Source organism: Hymenobacter ruber (genome assembly GCF_054783255.1).
The window spans coordinates 1293195-1311175 of record NZ_BAAGQX010000004.1 but is presented as its reverse complement, the minus strand read 5'-3'; the positions used below and the strand labels follow the sequence as shown (position 1 = coordinate 1311175).

Sequence of the window (17981 nt, the reverse complement as noted above, 5' to 3'; positions counted from 1 at the left end):
TGTTGCGCTCGCCACAGGCATAAGCTTGTACTACTAAATGCGCTACTCTTTTACTTTATTTAGTTTTTGCGCGTCGCTTTCGCTCACATGCCCGCGCCCCACCAGGAAGCCGCGCACCGTGCGGAATGCCTCTGCATCGAGGCCCGTGCCGGGGTGATTGAGCGCAGCATTGAGCAGCATTTCCTTGTCTTCCTCCACGTGCTTGCTCAGGCCGAGGAAGGCCGGCAGGTTGCTTTCGACCGAAAAGCGCAGGAAACGGATTTCGGGGTTTTGCGGGTCGAGGCCCACGGCTTGCTCGAAGGTTTTGGCCGCGTCCTGCACGTAGGTCAGCTTATTGAACATCGACGCATCGCGGGCCCGGATGGCTTCGGAAGCAGCTTTGTAACCCAGCACCAATGCATCACGGTCCTGATAATCAGCCAGCAGCTTGTAGAATTTTTCGCCGGCGGCTTTGTCAGCGGCGGCCTGCTCGTAGTGGCGGCGCAAAATGGCAGGGTGGTAAGGGGAAGTCGACGACACAGTATGAGAGGTGAGGTTGAAGGAGAATGGGCGAACGGCTTTGGCGGCCGGGCGGACGGGTACCAGAGCCGGCGCCGCACCGCTGGCTCGCCAAGCGCTACTACGCAAATCGGCCGCTGAGGACGACGCTCCAACCCCGATAATAACCGCAAAAAACAGAACCTTGGGAATTCGCATATTCGGCAAAAATACGGCGTAAGGCCGCAACGTAGCTGGAATAAGGCAAAAGCCGGACCCAAAAGCGGCCTCAGATGCGCGACAGCCGGTAGCGGAAATACGAGCCCAGCAGCAGCAGCAGCTTGGTATTGTCGGGCACGCGCACCCGCTCGCCCAGGATGCGGGCGGCCGGCAGCTTCTTGATTTTGTAGAAGAGCTTGAGGTAGTACACATAAGCCAGGTACACACCCAGCTTGGCCGAGCGCGGCAGCTGCTGAATGCCCGCGTAGGCCGCCTCAAAATCGGCTTTGATGTCGGCTTCAATCTCGGCTTTGGTGGCGTCGTTGAAACGCGAATACACCACGCCGGGAAAATACACGCGGCCCCGGTCCTCGTAATCGGAGCGGATATCGCGCAGGAAATTCACCTTTTGAAACGCCGAACCCAGGCGCCGGGCCGGCTCGCGCAGCCGCTCAAACATGGCCGCGTCGCCGTCGCAGAAAATGCGCAGGCACATCAGCCCCACCACTTCGGCCGAGCCGTAGATGTATTCCTGATACAGGTCGGGGTGATAGTTCTGGTCCTCCAAATCGAGGGCCATGCTGTGCAGGAAAGCTTCAATAAACTCCCGGTCGATGCCGTAGCGGCGCACCACATACTGAAAAGCCTGCAGCACCGGGTTGAAGCTCAGCCCAGTATCCAGCGCCTCGTAGGTCTGGCGGCGGAAGTCGGCGAGCAGCGCGGCCTTGTCGTGGTCATGGAACGTGTCCACGATTTCATCGGCCCAGCGCACGAAGCCATACACGGCGTACACCGGCAAGTGCAGCCGCTCATCGAGCGTGCGAATGCCCAGCGTGAACGAGGTGCTGTAGCGCCCCGTGATGAGCTTACTACAGGCTAGGCTGGTGTCGGTGAAGAGTTTAACGTGGTCCATGACGTTCTATGAGTTCTCCTTCAGCACTTCGCCCGCCACTACCTGCCCCGAAATGAGCGAGGGCGGCACGCCCGGTCCGGGCACGGTGAGCTGCCCCGTGAAATACAAATTTGCCACTTTTTTGCTCTTAAGCGTGGGCTTCAAAATGGCCGTCTGTTTCAGGGTATTAGCCAAACCGTAGGCGTTGCCCTTGAAGCTGTGGTAGTCGGCAATGAAGTCGCGGTGGGCATAGCTGCGCTTGTACACCACGTGCTCACGGATGGGGTGGCCGCAGTGCTTTTCGAGGCGGTCCATTAGCAGGTCGTAGTAGCGCTCGCGGGTGGCGTTGTCGTCGGTGAGGCCGGGGGCCACGGGAATGAGCAGGAACAGGTTTTCCTGGCCTTCGGGGGCCACGGTGGGGTCGGTTTTACTGGGCACCGAGGCGTAGTAGAGCGGCCGGGTGGGCCACTGAGGCTGCTCATAAATCTCGCGGGCGTGCTGGGTCAGGTCCTCATCGAAGAAGAGGTTGTGGTGGCGCAGCTTGTCGAGCTTGCGGTTGACCCCGAGGTAGAAGAGTAGGCTGGACGGGGCCATGGTGCGGGAATCCCAGTATTTCTCGTCGTAGTGGCGAAACTCGGGTTTCAGCACCTGCTGCTCGATGTGGTGATAGTCGGCCCCGGCCACCACGGCATCGGCGGCGAAGAAGCCATTAGCGGTACGCACGCCGGTGCTGCGGCCATTCTCGACCACAATTTCCGTCACTTCCTGATTGTATTCGATGCGCACGCCCAACTTTTCGGCCAGTTGCACCATGCCTTCCACAATCTTGTGCATTCCTCCTTTCGGATACCAAGTACCCAGCGCCAAGTCGGCGTAGTTCATCAGGGAGTACAGCGCAGGCGTATTTTCCGAAGTTGCGCCGAGGAAGAGGATGGGAAACTCCACCAGTTCCAGCAGGCGCGGGTCTTTGAAGAAGCGCCGAACGTGCTTGTGCATGCTTTGGAGCACATCCATCCGTACCATATCGACCAGCAGTTTGGGGTCGGCAAACTCGAAAATGGAGCGGCTCGGCGCATATACCAGTCGGTTGATGCCGACTTCGTACTTATACGCCGCCTGCTTCAGAAACTCATCGAGCCGGGCGGCGCTGCCGGGCTCGTAGCGCTCGAACAGGGCGCGCAGCTCGCTCATTTTGGCCGGAATATCCACCGCTTCCGGCCCTCTGAAAATCACCTGATAAGACGGGTCAAGACGAATTAATTCGTAATAATCAGCCACTTTCTTACCGAAGCGGGCGAAGTATTTCTCGAATACATCGGGCATCCAGTACCAACTGGGGCCCATATCGAAGGTGAAGCCCTGGGCGCGAAACACCCGCGCCCGTCCGCCGGGGCCTTCGTTTTTTTCGAGGATGGTGACGCGCCAGCCGGCCTGGGCCAGCGTGGTAGCCGCCGCCAGCCCGGCAAAGCCCGCCCCGATGACGACGGCCTGTTTGGTATCAGTGGGATGCGAAGGGAAAGGCAAGGGCAAGCAGTAACGGGGTCGGTGAAACGGGCAGGCGAAATACGCTCAAAAAGAAACCGCCGGCCCAGCGCCGCAGATGCAGCAGCAGGCCGGCGGCCACCGCGCGGGCGCGGCAAAGGCTAGTCCTCCAGGGCGTCGGCGGCATCGGCAGCAGCCGAGGCACCTACCGGGGCATACACATGCAGGGCCGATTTCAGGTCCTTGCGGGCAATGTGGATGCGGTTTTTGACGGTACCAATCGGAATTTGCAGCTTCTCGGCAATTTCCATGTACTTGTAGCCGATGTAATACATCATAAACGGCGTGCGGTAATCGGTGCCGAGGCTGGAAATGGCCTCGTTGATGTCGCGCACCACAAAATCGGACGTGGCGCCGTTGTGGGTGATGTAGTTCTGGTCGGTGTTGAAATACTGAAAATACTCCGTGCTGTCAATGTTGGAGCTGCGCTTGGTAATCTTGTTGTAGTTGTTGATGAAGGTGTTGCGCATGATGGTATACAACCACGCCTTCAGGTTGGTACCGGCTTTAAACTTGTCTTTGTTGAGCAGGGCTTTGAGGAGGGTTTCCTGCACTAAATCCTTGGCGTCGTCAGCGTCTCGCGTCAAATTCATGGCGGCGGGCCGGAGCGTCAGCGAAATTTTCTGCACTTGCGAGGTAAATTCGAGCGAATTCATGCTGTTTAGCTTTTCGTGACCATTTGTTAAACAAATATACGAGCCGGCTGCTAATCCGGCTAGTCCGGGCCAAAGAATTTTGCTCGGCACGCCTACTTTTCGCCGTAGGCGCGGCAAGGTACGGCCGGCCCCGGTTTTAGCCCGACGAATCTTCCCGAAAGCCCGTGATGTTTTTGTGAAGTTTTCGGGCTCACCTACGGAGTGCACCCCCAATCAGATTGCCCACGTCAGGCTGCAACCGGCGCGGGCTCATGCTCACCCACCAGCGCCAGGAAGTCGGTCATCAGCTCCGGCACAACGCAGTTTTTGGGTAATTCCAGGCCTTCCTGCCGGGCCAGCGGCCCGTAGAGCACCACCAGCTTATCGGCGCACAGTGCGGCCACTTCGCGGGCAAACTCCCCTACTTTGCCGCGCTCGGGCTGCGAGGTTAGCACCGTGGCAATGGCATCGGGTTGATAAGTTTCGCACACCGCGTGCAGTTCGGCGGTGGGTAGGTTCTGGCCCAGGTACAGGGTGTGCTGGCCGCGCGCACGCAGGGCGTAGTTCATGAATAGCAGTGCCAGCTCGTGCATCTCGTTGGCGGGCAGGAACAGCACCCAGCGGCGGGCCGAAACGGGCACACAGGGCAGGGCATCGGTGGCGGCCAACAGTTTCTGGCGCAGCAAATGGGCCAGCAGGTGCTCCTGCGCGGGGTTCACCGTGCCGGCCAGCCACATCAGGCCAATGCGCTGCAGGAGCGGATACGCTACAAACAGCATCATCTTTTCAAAACCCAGCCAGGAAGTGGCCTCGTTGAGCAGGTGGTTGAGGCGCTGCTCATCGAAGCCCAGCATGGCCGCCAGCAGGGCATTCACCTGCTGGTGGTAGTCGTGGGCATCGTTGCAACAGGCCAGCACGGCCGCCTGAATCTCGGCATCGCTGAGGCAGGCCACCTGCGAGATGCGCTTGCCCCGCCCGCAGAGCGTGCTCACGTTGAGCAGGCGGCGCAAATCATCGTCGCAGTACATGCGGATGTTGGTGGCGGTGCGCACCGGGCGCAACAGGCCGTAGCGCTGCTCCCACATCCGAATGGTGTGCGCCTTGATGCCCGAAAGCTGCTCTAAGTCGCTGATGGAGAAATGGCCCACTTTTTTGAATTAAAAATTACGAATTAAAAATCAGCACCCGGCAGTCAGCATTCGCACTAATATTCCGCCGCCCTAGGGTCGTTTTTAATTTTTTCCTGACTAATCTTTAATTGTTTTTTTCGCGCCAGCTCCAGGTATTTGGGCGAAACCCACAGCAGGCCAAACTCGGCCGAGCCGTCGCGGCCCGTGGTTTTGTGATGGGTTTTGTGGGCCATATTGAGGGCCCGCAGGTAGGTATTCTGCGACTTTTTCCAGAAGCGCAGCCGGCCGTGAATCAATACATCGTGCACGAAAAAATACACCGTGCCGTAGCAGGCAATGCCCACGCCCACCCAAAACCACCAGCGCCCGCCGTTGTCGCCGGTGATGAACAAAGCAGCCGAAATGGCCCCGTAAATCAGAAAAAACAGGTCGTTGCGCTCCACCGGGTGCGGGTGGCGCACATGGTGCGAGCGGTGCAGAAACCACAGCGGCCCGTGCTGCACGAATTTGTGCATAAACCACGCCCAGAATTCCATGAATCCGAAGGTGCTAAGGGTGATGCCAATGGCGGCCAGGGCTGTCATGCGGAGGTAACCGTTGCGGAGAAAAAGTTGTTTGCCGGAAACGTAAAAACGCCGCTCTGGTCCATTTCGGGCCAAAGCGGCGTTCAAGATACCACTTTCCTAGAGGGCGGGGCAGCAGCAAGGCCCGGGGGGCAGCCTACCAGCCAATCTTTTCCTTGCTGAGAAAAGCGGCAATGCCTTTGCGGCAATCGTCGGAGCCGCGGGCTTCGGCGTTGCGCTGGGCGGCGTAGCGCAGGCCTTCTTCGAGGTCGAGTTCAGGTAGGTGGGCCAGCATTTCCTTGGTGACTTCCATGCTCTGGGCCGAGTTTTCGCGGCACAGGCGCTGGGCGAAGGTGTGCACGTTGGCGGCCAGCTCTTCTTTAGAAGCCAGGAAGGTGATGAGGCCCATATCGAGAGCGGTTTGGGCCGAAACCGGGTCGCCGGTGAGCAGCAGCTGCTTGGTGCGCGACTCCCCGATTTTGCGCAGCAAAAACACGCTCACAATGGCCGGCAGGAAGCCGATTTTTACTTCGGTGTAGCCAAACTTGGCCTCGGGCACGGCAAAGGTCAGGTCGCAGATGGCGGCCAGGCCGCAGCCACCGGCCAGGGCGTGGCCCTGCACCTGGGCAATAACGATTTTTTTGAGGGTGTAAATCTGGTGGAAGAGCTGCATGAGGTGCGTGCTGTCCTCCAGGTTATCGGTGTAGCCGTAGCCCTGCAGCTCCTGGATGTAGGCCAAATCGGCCCCGGCGCAGAATACATCCCCGGCCGAGCGCAGCACGATAACCTTGGCGTCTTCGTCGTTTTCGGCGAACTCAAACGCCTGTTTCAGCTCGGTTACCACGTCGGCATTCAGGGCGTTGCGCTTGTCGGGCCGGTTGAGGGTGATGTAGCCGATGCGGTCCTGGGCTTCGTACTGGATGAAGCGGAGGGCTTCAAGTTCGGGGGTGAGCAGGTCTTCCATAGGGGCGGGGTTGGCGCAGACGGATGGTTACAGCTGGGATGCCAACGGCGGGGGAAAGGTGGCATCTTCTAAGGCAATTAACGCAAAAAATGTACGGATGGACTGCCTTGCTCGACCAAGCACCCGGTAAAATCGTTGAAAGTCATTGACAACTGGTTTATTGGCTACTTTAGCCCTAACTCGGAGCAACTGGGGCCGGCGGTTGCCTACGGGGTCCTACCCTACTGCCTGGCCAGCGACGGCGCGCACCGGAAAGCGCCCCGCGCCGTGACGTCCCAGGTGCAGAAGCCCTGGGCACGCAGCAGCGAATCCTGCCGGGCCACGTACCAGATTTTGCAGCTCGAATCGAATACCACCTGCACCTGCGGGCCGAATACGGCGGCCACGGTTTCGGGCTTCAGGCGGGCATTGCGGCGCAGCACCAGCACATCGACGGGCGCGGGCCGGGTGGCGGTGGAAATCCGATTGGAAACGAAGGCCACCCGCAGGCCGCGCCAGCGGGCCAGCACCACCGGACCGGGCCGGAAATACAGGCTTGAATTGGCACTGTCCGGGTCAGCAAGGCGCTGCACGGGCACGGTGCAGCCGCGCCACCCCACACGATAGGCCGTGCGCCGCGCCGCCCGCCGGATGATGCCCGGCAGCAGGCGGTACGTGCGCTCGGTTTCGGTGAGCGGCAGCGAGTCGGGCGTGACAAACTCGGCCGCCGCACCCTGCCAGAACCCCACCGCCGAGCGGCGCGGGATGCTGTACACGATGAATTCTTCGGTGGGTGCCACGGCGCGGGCTTCGGCCACGCGGCTGCCGCCGTAGCAGAAGAGCAGCAGCGCCATACCGCGCAGCCAGCCCAGCCGGCGGGTATTCAGCCAGGCCAGCCCCGCCCCGATTATTCCGAACAGGAGGACAGTTTGCAGGGCCGAAACGTGAATGTCGCGCACCACCCAGCCGGAGAAGTAGCGGCTTATGAGGAAGATGTATTCGTTGAACGCCCAGACCATCCATTCAAATACCTGCGCCACGGCGCGGGGCAGCAAATCGAGCCACCACGCCGCACCAGCAGGCACTAGCAGGCCGATACCAGCTATAATTCCCTTCACCGCTAATAATGCCAGCCCCACGTACACGGCCCCGCTGGAAATGGGCACGGCCACCAAGTTGGAAAACAGAAAGCTGAACGGGAACTGATGGAAGTAGTACAGCCCCAGCCCGAACGTGGCCACCTGCGCCGCCAGCGACAGCGCCACCGCCTGCCATACTTTATCGAGAAACCAACCGCTGCCGCGCCAGGTCCACTGCACGGCCTTGGGCTGCCAGGGCCGGCGGCGGGCGTAGAAATAGGCTTCGATATCGAGCCAGCGGGCAATGCGAGGCTGCACATACACGATGCTGAGCACCGCCAGAAACGACAGTTGAAAGCCCACATCAGCCACCAGAAACGGGTTCCAGACCAACAGCCCAAACGCCGCCACGCCCAGCGTATTGAAGATGGAATCCTGCCGCCCCAGCGCCCGGCCGATAATAATGACCGTGAACATGACCGTGGCCCGCAGCACCGACGCCGACAGTCCCGTAAGAAAGGCGTAGCTCCAAATCACGGCCAGTCCCACCAGCGACGACCACAGCAAAAAGCCCTTCACCCGCCCAAACATTTTGCGCAGCACCCACGACATGGCCGCGAACAACAAGCCCACCTGCAAGCCGCTCACGGCCATAATATGTGTGGTGCCGGTGGCAGTGTAAGCCTGCTTGGTAGCCAAATCCACGTCGTCCTTGATGCCCAGCACCAGCGCCGAGGCAATGGCATACTCGCGCTTGGCCTTGATGTAGTGCCGGAAAACACCGTCGAGTTGCGCGGCGGCTTTCATGCTGATAGCCACTAGCATATTAGGCGGGGCCAGCCGCAGAACCCGGTATTGGTCGGGGTGGATGTATTGCTGGTGATATACTTGCCGATACTCCAAGTAGCGGGCGTAGTCGAACTCGCCGGGGTTGAGCGGGGGCTTGCTGGGGTCGGGGTGGCCGCGAATGAGCCACACCTCGCCGTACTGCGGCTGCGCGATGCCCGCCACCCGCGGCAGTGACACCCGCACGCCGCCTGTGGCCCGGCGCCAGCGGCCAGCCACGCGCACGGCCTGCACTTTCAGAGTGGTGGCGTAGGTGGCGGCCCGCACCACGGTGGCTTCGTCCACCACGGCCTGGTAGCATTCCACTTTATCGCCGAAGCGGTAGAGGTGGTCGGCGCGGCGGCTTTCGGTGGCGCGCTGGGTGAGCGTGGCCCCGAGCACGACGATGGTGAGCAGCGACAGCAGGCCGGCGGCATCGGAGGCGGCGGGAGTGCGCTGGCGCACGGCCCAGAGAATCAGCACCATGCTGCAACCGGCCAGTACAGCAGTGGCAGGCCAGAGCTCCGGCCAACTTCCGCCAAGGTAGAGGTAGCCCACGATGCCGAGGATGAGCGCGGGGGTGTAGCGCACGAAGGGAAAAGTGGCCCAGGTAATCATCAGCAGGTAGAAAAAGGAAAGAGTATTGGGCTGGCAATGTACCGGTTTGGGCCGGAACAGCCAACTGATTCCCCGTTACGCCTGCCCCCGGCCGTATCTTGGGCCTTCGAAGAAACCTTTCCGTTCATGCTTTCCCTGCTCCGCCGCCTCAAGCTCAGCTACGCTGCTTACAACGTTTTCCAGCGCCGCCGGCTGGCTCACAACCTGCCCATCTACCAAAAGCTGGGGTTAAATAAGCGCTACTTCTCCCCCATCAGCAGCCGCGATTTTGCGGGTCTGCCGGCTAGCGCGGGCCTGCCGCCGGTGCCGCCCCTGGCCGAGCGACTGGCCGCCACGCCCGCCTTCGCGGCGCTGCCCGCCGCCAGCCAAGCCAGCCTGCGGGCTTTCGAGGACAATGGCTTTGCCATCCTGCCGGGCTTTTTCAGCGCTGAAACCGCCGATGACATCAACCAGGAACTGCACCAGCTCATTGCCAGCCGGCAAATCAGCGTGCGCTACGTCAATAAGTTCATGTTTGCATTTCGCAAGTCGGCCCGCATCCGGGCGGCGGGCGAGGGCGCGCTGCGCGAGTTGGTGGCCGCCCTGCTGGGCCATGAAACCAAGCTCTTCCAAAGCATCAACTTCCTGACCGGCAGCCAGCAGCGCACACACTCCGACAGTATCCACATGAGCACCTTCCCGCTGGGCGGCATGGCAGCGGCCTGGGTGGCGTTGGAGGATATCACGCCCGATAACGGCCCGCTGCACTACTATCCCGGCAGCCACAAGCTGCCCTACTACCTCAACGCCGACTACCAGAACGAAGGCACCGAGTGGCTCATCGGCGACAAAGCCTACACCGAATATGAGGCCTACATCAACCAGAAAATCATTGAAGCCGGCCTGCCCAAACAGATTTTCCTGGCCCGCAAAGGCGATGTGTTCATCTGGCACGCCAACCTGATGCACGGTGGCGAACCCCACCGCGACCCGGCCCAGACGCGCAAAAGCATGGTATTCCACTACTTCAGCCAGGCCCACATCTGCTACCACGAAATCACGCAGCGGCCGGCGCTGCTGTAGCTGTTATCAGAGGATAACAACACAAGGCAGTCATGCTGAGCGCAGCCGAAGCATCTCTACCGCAAGAGCAATTATTTACTTCCTCAGTAGAGATGCTTCGGCTGCGCTCCGCATGACCGTTATAAGTAACGGCTTACCCCAGCACCATCTTAAAGTGCTGAATCCCGGCTTCCTCAAACATCTCCCCTTCCTTCCGAAACCCGTGCCGCTCATAGAAGCGCACGGCGTTAATCTGCGCGTTCAGGTACACTTCGGCATCGGGTAGCTCAGCGCGTACGTCGGCCAACACGGCGTGGAGCAGCGCGGCCCCAATTTGCTGGTTGCGAAAGCCTTCGAGCACGGCGAAGCGCTCCAGCTTCACGCCTTTGTCGGTTACGCGCCAGCGGGCGGCGCCGGCGGGCGTGCCGTCTTCGGCGCGGGCCAGGTAGTGGCGGGCATCAGTGCGGTCGTGCAGGTCGTTTTCGAGGGTGGCGGGCACGCCCTGGCCTTCCACAAATACTTTTTCGCGGATAGTGAAGGCGGCATCGAGGTCGCGCAGGTCGGTGATGCGGTAGGCGGTGGCGGGCATAGTGGTATGCGGTTAAAAAAGTCTGTCATCTTGAGCGCAGCGAAAGACCTTATCACGTTAGGAAATCCCATCGTGATAAGGTCCTTCGCTGCGCTCAGGATGACAGCTGGCTATTGAAAAACTACAGCGCCTGCTCGTGGTTCACGGGCAGCTCCGCTTCTTCGGCCCCAGGCTGGTCGCCATCCAATAAACCTTGCTCGCGCAGGCGGCGCTCATGGCGCTCATCGCGACGCGAGATGCCGTTGGCCTGGGCCTGGCGGGTCATTTCTTCGGTGTCGAATTTGTCGTAGGCTTCCACGATTTCCTTTACCAGACGGTGGCGTACCACGTCTTCGGACGTCATTTCAACGTACCCGATGCCTTGCACGTTTTTCAGGATGTCCATGGCCTGCATCAGGCCCGATTTCTGGCGGGTAGGCAGGTCAATCTGGCTGCGGTCGCCGTTCACCATCACCTTGGCCGTGGGGCCCATGCGGGTCAGAAACATCTTAATCTGGCTCGGCGTGGTGTTTTGGGCCTCGTCAAGGAGCACGAAGGCGTTGTTGAGCGTGCGGCCGCGCATGTAGGCCAGCGGGGCGATTTCGATGATTTTATTTTCCTGGTAAAACTTCAGCTTTTCGGCCGGAATCATGTCTTCCAGGGCATCGTAAATTGGCCGCAGGTAGGGGTCAACTTTCTCCTTCATGTCGCCGGGCAGGAAGCCCAGGCTTTCGCCGGCCTCCACCACGGGGCGCGAAATGATGATTTTCTTCACCTCCTTGTTTTTCAGTGCGCGCACAGCCAGTGCCACCGAAATATAGGTTTTGCCGGTACCGGCGGGCCCGAGGGTGAAGGTGAGGTCGTGGGCCATCACGGTGTCCACCAGCTTCTGCTGGTTGGGCGTTTTGGCTTTGATGACGCCGCCTTTGGCGCCGAACAAGATGACGTCGGGCGAGGCGGCCAGCACCCGGCCTTCGGCTTCTTCCGACGTAGCCGAGAGGTACTGGTTGACAGTTTTGTCGGTAATCTGGCCGTACTGGTGGTAGTGCTCGATGAGCGAGGAAAGCAGGTCGTTGATGCGGGCAATGACTTCCGTCTGGCCCTGGATTTTGATTTCGTTGCCGCGGCTGATGATTTTGGAGCCGGGAAAAGCGGCGGCCAGCTGGCGGATATTCTGGTTGTCAGGGCCGAGGAAATCGACCAAAGACATGTTTTCGAGGGTGATGATTTTTTCGACCAAGTTGGAAGAGAGGGGGAAAGAGAAAGGGTGTGGGAAAAAGGGCCCGTTTTCGGCCCAAACCGGCTACTTTTGCCCCGGTTCGGGCGGCGAAACAATACTACGAAAAACTACGGAACACAGGCATGGGGTTGATTACGCTGCTCACCGATTTTGGCTACCGCGACCATTACGTGGCGGCCCTGAAGGCGCGGCTAATGCACTTGGCCCCGGCGGTTCCGGTGGTCGACATCAGCCACGGCGTCGAACCCTTCAACATCGCGCACGCCGTTCACGTTCTCCAAAGTGTGTTTCGGGATTTTCCGGTGGGCACAGTGCACGTCATCGGCGTGGCCGACCACGGCGCGGGCCCCGAGCCCGGCTGGCTGGCCGCTGAAGTTGAAGGCCACTATTTCGTAAGCGGCGACAACGGCATTCTGGCCCTGCTGGCCAATGGCACCCCCGAAAACCTAGTTGCCCTGCCGGCCGCCATCACCGCCTCCCCCACCCGCGATGTGCTCCTGCCCGCCGCCGTAGCCCTGGCCCAGGGCGCACTGCTGAGCGACCTTGGCCCGGCCGTTACGACTCAGCACCAGCTCAATAACCGCCAACTGCGCCTGCAGGACCACCGCATCACGGGCCATGTGGCGCACGTCGACCACTACGGCAACCTCATTACCAACATCTCCCGCACGGCCGTGGAGGCTGTGGGCCATGGCCGCCCACTGGCCATCCACTTCGGGCGCGACGTGGTGCGCGACCTGCACCCGCACTTCTCGGCCGTGCCGCCCGGCGAGGCCGTGGTGGTATTCAATAGCCAGAACTTCCTGTGCCTGGGCATTTGCCAGGGCAATGCGTCGGAGCTGCTGGGGTTGAATTTTGACTCGCAGGTGGACGTGCGTTTTCAGGCTGAATAAGCTGCGTTCCCCCAAAAGAGAACGTCATGCTGAGCACAGTCGAAGCATATCTACCGCAATACTATTCCTATCGATTAGAATTAGTTGCGTGGTAGAGATGCTTCGACTGCGCTCAGCATGACGTTCCGGGTGTCCAGCAAATCAAGCCTGATGGCTTACTTCAGCGCGCCTTTCAGGTCGCTCACAGCTACGTCCTGGGCATCTTTTGCCTCGGGAACCACGGCAGCCATGCCGAAGAATTCGTGTGTGGTGCCGTCGTAGAGTTTGTAATTGGTTTTCACGCCAGCGGCGGTAAGCTTATCAGCCAGGGTTTTGCCTTCGCTTTTCAGCGGGTCGTAGTCGGCGGCGATGATGGTGGTGGGCTCCAGACCTTTCAGGTTGGCGGCCACTAAGTTGATGCGCGGGTCTTTCAAATCAGCAGCGGTGCGCTGGTAGTTCTTAAAGAACCACTCCATGCCGCCCTTGTTGAGGGGAGCGGTCTGGGTATTGGCCTGGTACGAGGGCGTGTTAGTGTCGGAGCCGGCGATGGGGTACACCAGCACCTGGTACTTGGGCAGGGCCACTTTCTTGTCGCGGGCCATGATGCTGACGTTGCAGGCCAGGTTGCCGCCGGCGCTTTCGCCCACTACGGCCACTTTGTTGGGGTCGCCTTTCATGCTGGCGGCGTTTTTCAGCACGTACTGGTACGCGGCGAAGGCATCGTCATGCGCGGTCGGAAACTTGTGCTCCGGGCCTTTGCGGTATTCCACCGAAACCACCACGGCACCCACCTGCTCGCACAAGGCCTGGGCCGAGGCGGCGTAGGTGTCATTGGTGGCAATAACCCAGCCGCCGCCGTGGTAATACACGATAACCGGGTACGAAGCTGCACCACCTTTGGGCGTGTAGATGCGGGCCTTCACGCCGGGCATGAGGGTTTTAGTGACGGTGTCGCAGTTCAGGGGCGGCACAGGGATGTTGCTGGCGCGCATCTGCTTCATGGCCGCGTCGGCGGCACTGGGCTGCTTGCGGGCCTCGGCCGCGGTGATTTCGGGGAAAGGCTTGTTTTTGAAGCTCATCAGTTGCTCAATCACAGCCTGCATCTCGGGCTTGAGGTTGGGGCCCCAGGCGGGCTTGGGGCCGGTGGGCTTCACGGCCCCGGTAGCACCGGCGGAGGCGGTTACGGCGGCGCTATCGGAAGTAGCGTTGGTTTCGCCGGGAACTACGGTGGCGGTTTTGTCGGCTTCGGTGGCAGTGGGCTGGCTGCTGCAGCTGCTCAGCAGCAGGCCGCCGACTAGGGCCGGGGCGGCGAGCCACGCAAAGGCCGCCGGACGGGAAAGGGCACGTTTCATGAAAAAGAACAGGTAAAGTATGAAAGTATGAAGAACAGGTGTTGTGCTGCGGTCTTACGCTTGAGGATTCCCAAGGTTAGCGGCAACCATTTATTTCTGGCTGACAGCATATTACCATGCTGATATTCCCATTCATTTGCGCAAACCTTAGCGCACTCATAAATAGAAGTTTACCTTGTTCGCAAGGTTGGGCTGACGTAAATTCGCTGTTCTGATTCCCGCTCAACAATTCCAGGTTCTGATTCTTCGATGAGAAAACGCTACGCCTTGCTGGCGCTGTGGCTGCTGGCCCACCTGGGCGGCTACCCGGCCCAGGCTCAAACCACCATCAAAAAGGTTGTGCTCCAGTCATTTTGGTGGGATTACTACAACGACACCTACCGCTTTAAGTGGGCCGATTACCTGGCCGAACTAGCCCCGCGCCTCAAGGAAATGGGCATTGATGCCGTCTGGCTGCCGCCCACGCCCAAGAACAAGAACGCCACCAACGACGTGGGCTATTCGCCTTTCGACCCCTACGACCTCGGCGATAAATTTCAGAAGGGCGACGTGCGCACCCGCTTCGGCTCGAAGGACGAGTTTCTGCGCTTGGTGGCCGTGCTGCACGCCAACGGCATCGAGGTGATTCAGGACGTGGTGCTTAACCACACCGACGGGGCCGGCACCACCAGCGGCGATGCCGGCCAGGACCCCGAACCCAACTTCTCGCTGGCCAGCAACAACGGCTACAAAACCTTCCGCTACAGCTCCTTCGCCACGCCCCTGCCCGAAACCGGCGACAACGGCGCGGCCTACGCCGCCCGCCAGGGCCGCTGGCCCCGCAACTATGCCAACTTCCATCCGCAGCTGGGCCACCAGAGCACCAGCGGCGACCAGGCCGCCCCGTATTTCGGCCCCGATTTCTGCTACGGCAACGACGGCGGCAACGACGGTTACGGCCAACTCAGTCCCAACTACTTAGCGCTGTACCCGGGCGCGTTCAACCCGGTTCAGAGTGCCGGCTACAGCCAGACCCAGGCCCGCAACTGGATAGTGTGGATGAAGAAGCAGACCGGCGTGGACGGCTTCCGCTGGGACGCGGTGAAGCACTTCAGCTATAACGCCCAGCAGGACCTCAGCTTCAACCTGAAATACAATGCCGGCTGGGCCAACGGCGGCGAGGGCATGCTCAACGTGGGCGAATACGTGGGCGGCAAGGGCGAACTGGACGGCTACGTGACCAGCGTGAAGGGCCAGAACGGCGGCAACGACTTCCTGATGGGCACCTTCGATTTCGGCCTGCGCGGCGCTATTTACGGCATGGTGAGCGGCGGTGGCAACTATGATTTGGGCCAGATTCCGAGCCAGCAGCAGGACCAGCGCGTGGCCTACTACGCCGGTTCGAATACCTACGTGCACCGCACCGCGCCCTTCGTGAACAACCACGACACCTTCCGGCCCCAGCTCAGTGCCACCGGCGACTACACCGGCTGGAACACGGGCGACGAGCTAGCCGCCCACATCGACCCGTTCGACTCGCGCCTGTCGGCCGCCTACGCCATTGCCTTCGCGGTTGATGGCAACCCGCACATCTTTATCGAAGACCTGTTCAACCTCGGCAGCACGGGCAAGCGCTACACCCACCATCCCACTTCCATCACCGACCTGCCCACCCGCTCCGACCTCGTGAACCTGCTCTGGTGCCACCAGCACCTGGGTTTCAAGGATGGCACGTATAAGGTGCGCTACCAGGCGCAGGACCACCTCATCATCGAGCGCAGCACCAAGGCTATTATCGGCATCAACGACAACTACAACGACTGGCAGGAAAACTACGTGGATTCGGATTTCGCGCCCGGTACTGTGCTCAAGGATTATTCGGGCGCGAATGGTAATTACACCTATACTGTGCCGGCCGACCAGCGCGTGCGCATCAACACGCCGCCCTGCAACGGCAGCGCCCTGCTGGGCCGCCGGGGCTATTCGGTGTGGGCGCCCGTGGGCCAGGACAATTCGACCTACACCCCGCCCCGCGCCACCGAAACCACCCAGGAATGGGAAATGGCCGACGACCTCGGCGACCTGAACTGCGGCGGCCTGGGCCAGGGCGGTGCCCTCCCCTCGAACTCGACCAACACCCGGCTGGTGGGCAAAATTTACGCCCAGGCCGGCCAGCCCGTGAGCTACAACCTCTACCCCGAAGCCGGCGGCAACACCCGCAGCCTCACCATTGGGGTGTATGACCTGCGCGGCCAGTTGCTGAGCAGCGCCAGCGGTACCGCGGTGGCCAGCGGCAGCTACACGCCCAGCACCACCGGCTGGCTGGCCCTCAAAGCCCGCAACACCACCGCCACCGTGGCCGGCCAGCGCTGCTACGTGAAGGTGAGCTACACCGCCCCCGCGGCTGTGAACACCCTCACGGCCCCCGCCCCCACCAACCAGGTGGCCATCTGGACCAGCAACGACGCCTCGGCCGATGCCACTGACTGCCGCAACTGGGAAGCCGGCGTGACGCCCACCGCCAGCACCGACGTGTTGGTGCCGGCCGGCACCAGCTTCGCCCCCGCCCTGGCAGCCGGCACCTTGGCCGCCCACAATCTTACCGTGGAAAGCGGCGCCAGCCTGACGCTGGCCGCCGGCACCACCCTGCGCGTGAGCGGCAACGTGGTAGCCGTCGGCTCTCTCACCGGCTCCGGCACGCTGGAGCTGAACGGTAGCACCGAGCAGACCCTGAGCACCGGCAGCAGCACGGCGTTGGCGCTGAGTAATCTGACCATTAACAACGCCGCCAACGCTCGCCTGCTCAGCCCTGTGAGCGTGAGCGGCACGCTGGCTTTCACGGCCGGCCATCTGGCTATCGATAACCAGAACCTGACGTTGGGCAGCACGGCCACCGTGACCGGGGCCGATGCCAGCCGCTACGTCATCACGCCCGACGTGGCCGCGACGGGCGGTTTCGTGGTGCGGCCCGTGCCGGGCGATGGCTCGGCAGTGGCCTTCCCGGTGGGCACGGCGGCCTCTTTCACGCCGCTCACGCTGGCGAATAGCGGCGTCAGTACCACGTTCCAGGTCCGTACCTTCAGCGGCCTGCTTACCAACGGCACCAGCGGCACGCCTTACGCCCGCACCGCCGAGTTCGTGAACCGCACCTGGGAGGTGACGCCCACCCTGGCCATCGGCCCGGTCGTGGCCATGAGCCTTCAGTACAATGCCGCTGACCAGAACGCCAGCTTCGTGCCCAGCCAGGCCAGCGTCTACCGTAACCACGGCGGCACGGGCGAAACTTGGACTGAGCTGGGCCGCGCCACCGTCACCGGCAGCGGGCCGTTCGTGGCCACCTACGCGGGCATCAGCGCCTTCTCAAAATTCGCCCTCGGCAATGGCAGCCCTACGCTCCCCGTCACGCTCGCCCGCTTCGAGGGCCGCCGCGCCAGCGCCAGCACCGTGCGCCTGGACTGGGCTACAGCTTTGGAAAATAACAATGCCGGCTTCGATATCGAGAAATCGGCCGACGGCCAGCAGTTCCGCCACCTGGCCACCGTGCCGGCCTGGGGCGGCAACCAGCCCACCACCTACACCTACGACGACCGCGACGCGCCCACCGCCGCGTACTACCGCCTACGCCAGCGCGACCTCAACGGTAGCACGCACTACAGCCCCGTGGCCTACGTGCCCGCCACCGCCAGCCCCTATGTGGTGCTGCCCAACCCCAGCCACGGCGATGCCGTGCAGTTCCTCGGCGGCCCAGCTCTGGCCGATGATGCGCCGCTACGTCTCACGCTGAGTTCCGTGCTGGGCCGCACGCTGCTGGCCCCCGCGCCGGCCCCGCGCGCGGCGCTGGCAGAGCAGCTCGGCTCCTTCCTGCGCCAGGCCGCTCCGGGCGTGTACGTGGTGACGTTGGTTGGCCCCGATGGCCTGCCTCAGCGCCTGCGCGTGGTGCGGGAGTAATAATGTAGGGGCGGGGCTTGCCCCCGCCCGGACGTGGGCACCACATCAACGATTCCAT

At 61.6% G+C, this 17981-nt stretch carries 14 protein-coding genes; 3 read left to right on the top strand and 11 right to left on the bottom strand.

Annotated features, from left to right (window positions below; translation table 11 throughout):
- Positions 1-42 precede the first annotated feature (42 nt).
- The 8 genes from ACYVM5_RS16170 to ACYVM5_RS16135 form a co-directional block, all read right to left on the bottom strand.
- Entirely contained in the window at positions 43-519 is a 477-nt protein-coding gene (locus ACYVM5_RS16170) for a hypothetical protein (protein WP_460619141.1), read from the bottom strand.
- A gap of 247 nt (positions 520-766) precedes the next feature.
- The gene (locus tag ACYVM5_RS16165; protein ID WP_460619140.1) at positions 767-1609 is read right to left on the bottom strand and encodes a phytoene/squalene synthase family protein; all 843 of its coding nucleotides are present in this window, start codon (positions 1607-1609) and stop codon (positions 767-769) included.
- Positions 1610-1615: 6 nt separating this feature from the next.
- Positions 1616-3112 (bottom strand): phytoene desaturase family protein, encoded by a 1497-nt coding sequence (locus ACYVM5_RS16160; protein ID WP_460619139.1) that lies wholly within the window; start codon positions 3110-3112, stop codon positions 1616-1618.
- Positions 3113-3231: 119 nt separating this feature from the next.
- Complete coding sequence (locus ACYVM5_RS16155) at positions 3232-3786, bottom strand: RNA polymerase sigma factor (protein ID WP_460619138.1); 555 nt, start codon at positions 3784-3786, stop codon at positions 3232-3234.
- A gap of 227 nt (positions 3787-4013) precedes the next feature.
- A complete protein-coding gene (locus ACYVM5_RS16150) occupies positions 4014-4913 on the bottom strand; it encodes a MerR family transcriptional regulator (RefSeq protein WP_460619137.1) in 900 nt (299 codons plus the stop codon).
- Between the two features lie 56 nt (positions 4914-4969).
- Positions 4970-5479 (bottom strand): sterol desaturase family protein, encoded by a 510-nt coding sequence (locus ACYVM5_RS16145; protein ID WP_460619136.1) that lies wholly within the window; start codon positions 5477-5479, stop codon positions 4970-4972.
- A 136-nt stretch (positions 5480-5615) separates the two neighbouring features.
- On the bottom strand, positions 5616-6422 hold the full coding sequence (locus ACYVM5_RS16140) for an enoyl-CoA hydratase/isomerase family protein (RefSeq protein WP_460619135.1): 807 nt from the start codon (positions 6420-6422) through the stop codon (positions 5616-5618).
- 221 nt (positions 6423-6643) lie between these two features.
- Entirely contained in the window at positions 6644-8923 is a 2280-nt protein-coding gene (locus ACYVM5_RS16135; RefSeq protein ID WP_460619134.1) for a ComEC/Rec2 family competence protein, read from the bottom strand.
- A gap of 126 nt (positions 8924-9049) precedes the next feature.
- Between ACYVM5_RS16135 and ACYVM5_RS16130 the strand changes: the two genes are divergently transcribed.
- Entirely contained in the window at positions 9050-9985 is a 936-nt protein-coding gene (locus ACYVM5_RS16130) for a phytanoyl-CoA dioxygenase family protein (protein ID WP_460619133.1), read from the top strand.
- 133 nt (positions 9986-10118) lie between these two features.
- Here ACYVM5_RS16130 and ACYVM5_RS16125 read toward each other — a convergent pair whose 3' ends face one another.
- Positions 10119-10553, bottom strand: a complete 435-nt coding sequence (locus ACYVM5_RS16125) for a GNAT family N-acetyltransferase (protein WP_460619132.1) — start codon at positions 10551-10553, stop codon at positions 10119-10121.
- Positions 10554-10674: 121 nt separating this feature from the next.
- Entirely contained in the window at positions 10675-11772 is a 1098-nt protein-coding gene (locus tag ACYVM5_RS16120; protein WP_460619131.1) for a PhoH family protein, read from the bottom strand.
- 122 nt (positions 11773-11894) lie between these two features.
- Here ACYVM5_RS16120 and ACYVM5_RS16115 point away from each other — a divergent pair, with 122 nt between their 5' ends.
- On the top strand, positions 11895-12665 hold the full coding sequence (locus ACYVM5_RS16115) for an SAM hydrolase/SAM-dependent halogenase family protein (RefSeq protein ID WP_460619130.1): 771 nt from the start codon (positions 11895-11897) through the stop codon (positions 12663-12665).
- Between the two features lie 155 nt (positions 12666-12820).
- Here ACYVM5_RS16115 and ACYVM5_RS16110 read toward each other — a convergent pair whose 3' ends face one another.
- Positions 12821-13996, bottom strand: a complete 1176-nt coding sequence (locus tag ACYVM5_RS16110; protein WP_460619129.1) for an alpha/beta hydrolase — start codon at positions 13994-13996, stop codon at positions 12821-12823.
- 249 nt (positions 13997-14245) lie between these two features.
- Here ACYVM5_RS16110 and ACYVM5_RS16105 point away from each other — a divergent pair, with 249 nt between their 5' ends.
- On the top strand, positions 14246-17923 hold the full coding sequence (locus ACYVM5_RS16105; protein ID WP_460619128.1) for an alpha-amylase family glycosyl hydrolase: 3678 nt from the start codon (positions 14246-14248) through the stop codon (positions 17921-17923).
- The last annotated feature ends 58 nt before the right edge of the window (positions 17924-17981 follow it).

Coding starts and splice junctions, on each gene's coding strand:
- ACYVM5_RS16165 (WP_460619140.1), bottom strand. CDS start 1,609: ATGGACCACGTTAAACTCTTCACCGACACCAGCCTAGCCTGTAGTAAG.
- ACYVM5_RS16125 (WP_460619132.1), bottom strand. CDS start 10,553: ATGCCCGCCACCGCCTACCGCATCACCGACCTGCGCGACCTCGATGCC.
- ACYVM5_RS16105 (WP_460619128.1), top strand. CDS start 14,246: ATGAGAAAACGCTACGCCTTGCTGGCGCTGTGGCTGCTGGCCCACCTG.
- ACYVM5_RS16130 (WP_460619133.1), top strand. CDS start 9,050: ATGCTTTCCCTGCTCCGCCGCCTCAAGCTCAGCTACGCTGCTTACAAC.
- ACYVM5_RS16115 (WP_460619130.1), top strand. CDS start 11,895: ATGGGGTTGATTACGCTGCTCACCGATTTTGGCTACCGCGACCATTAC.
- ACYVM5_RS16140 (WP_460619135.1), bottom strand. CDS start 6,422: ATGGAAGACCTGCTCACCCCCGAACTTGAAGCCCTCCGCTTCATCCAG.
- ACYVM5_RS16145 (WP_460619136.1), bottom strand. CDS start 5,479: ATGACAGCCCTGGCCGCCATTGGCATCACCCTTAGCACCTTCGGATTC.
- ACYVM5_RS16155 (WP_460619138.1), bottom strand. CDS start 3,786: ATGAATTCGCTCGAATTTACCTCGCAAGTGCAGAAAATTTCGCTGACG.
- ACYVM5_RS16110 (WP_460619129.1), bottom strand. CDS start 13,996: ATGAAACGTGCCCTTTCCCGTCCGGCGGCCTTTGCGTGGCTCGCCGCC.
- ACYVM5_RS16135 (WP_460619134.1), bottom strand. CDS start 8,923: ATGATTACCTGGGCCACTTTTCCCTTCGTGCGCTACACCCCCGCGCTC.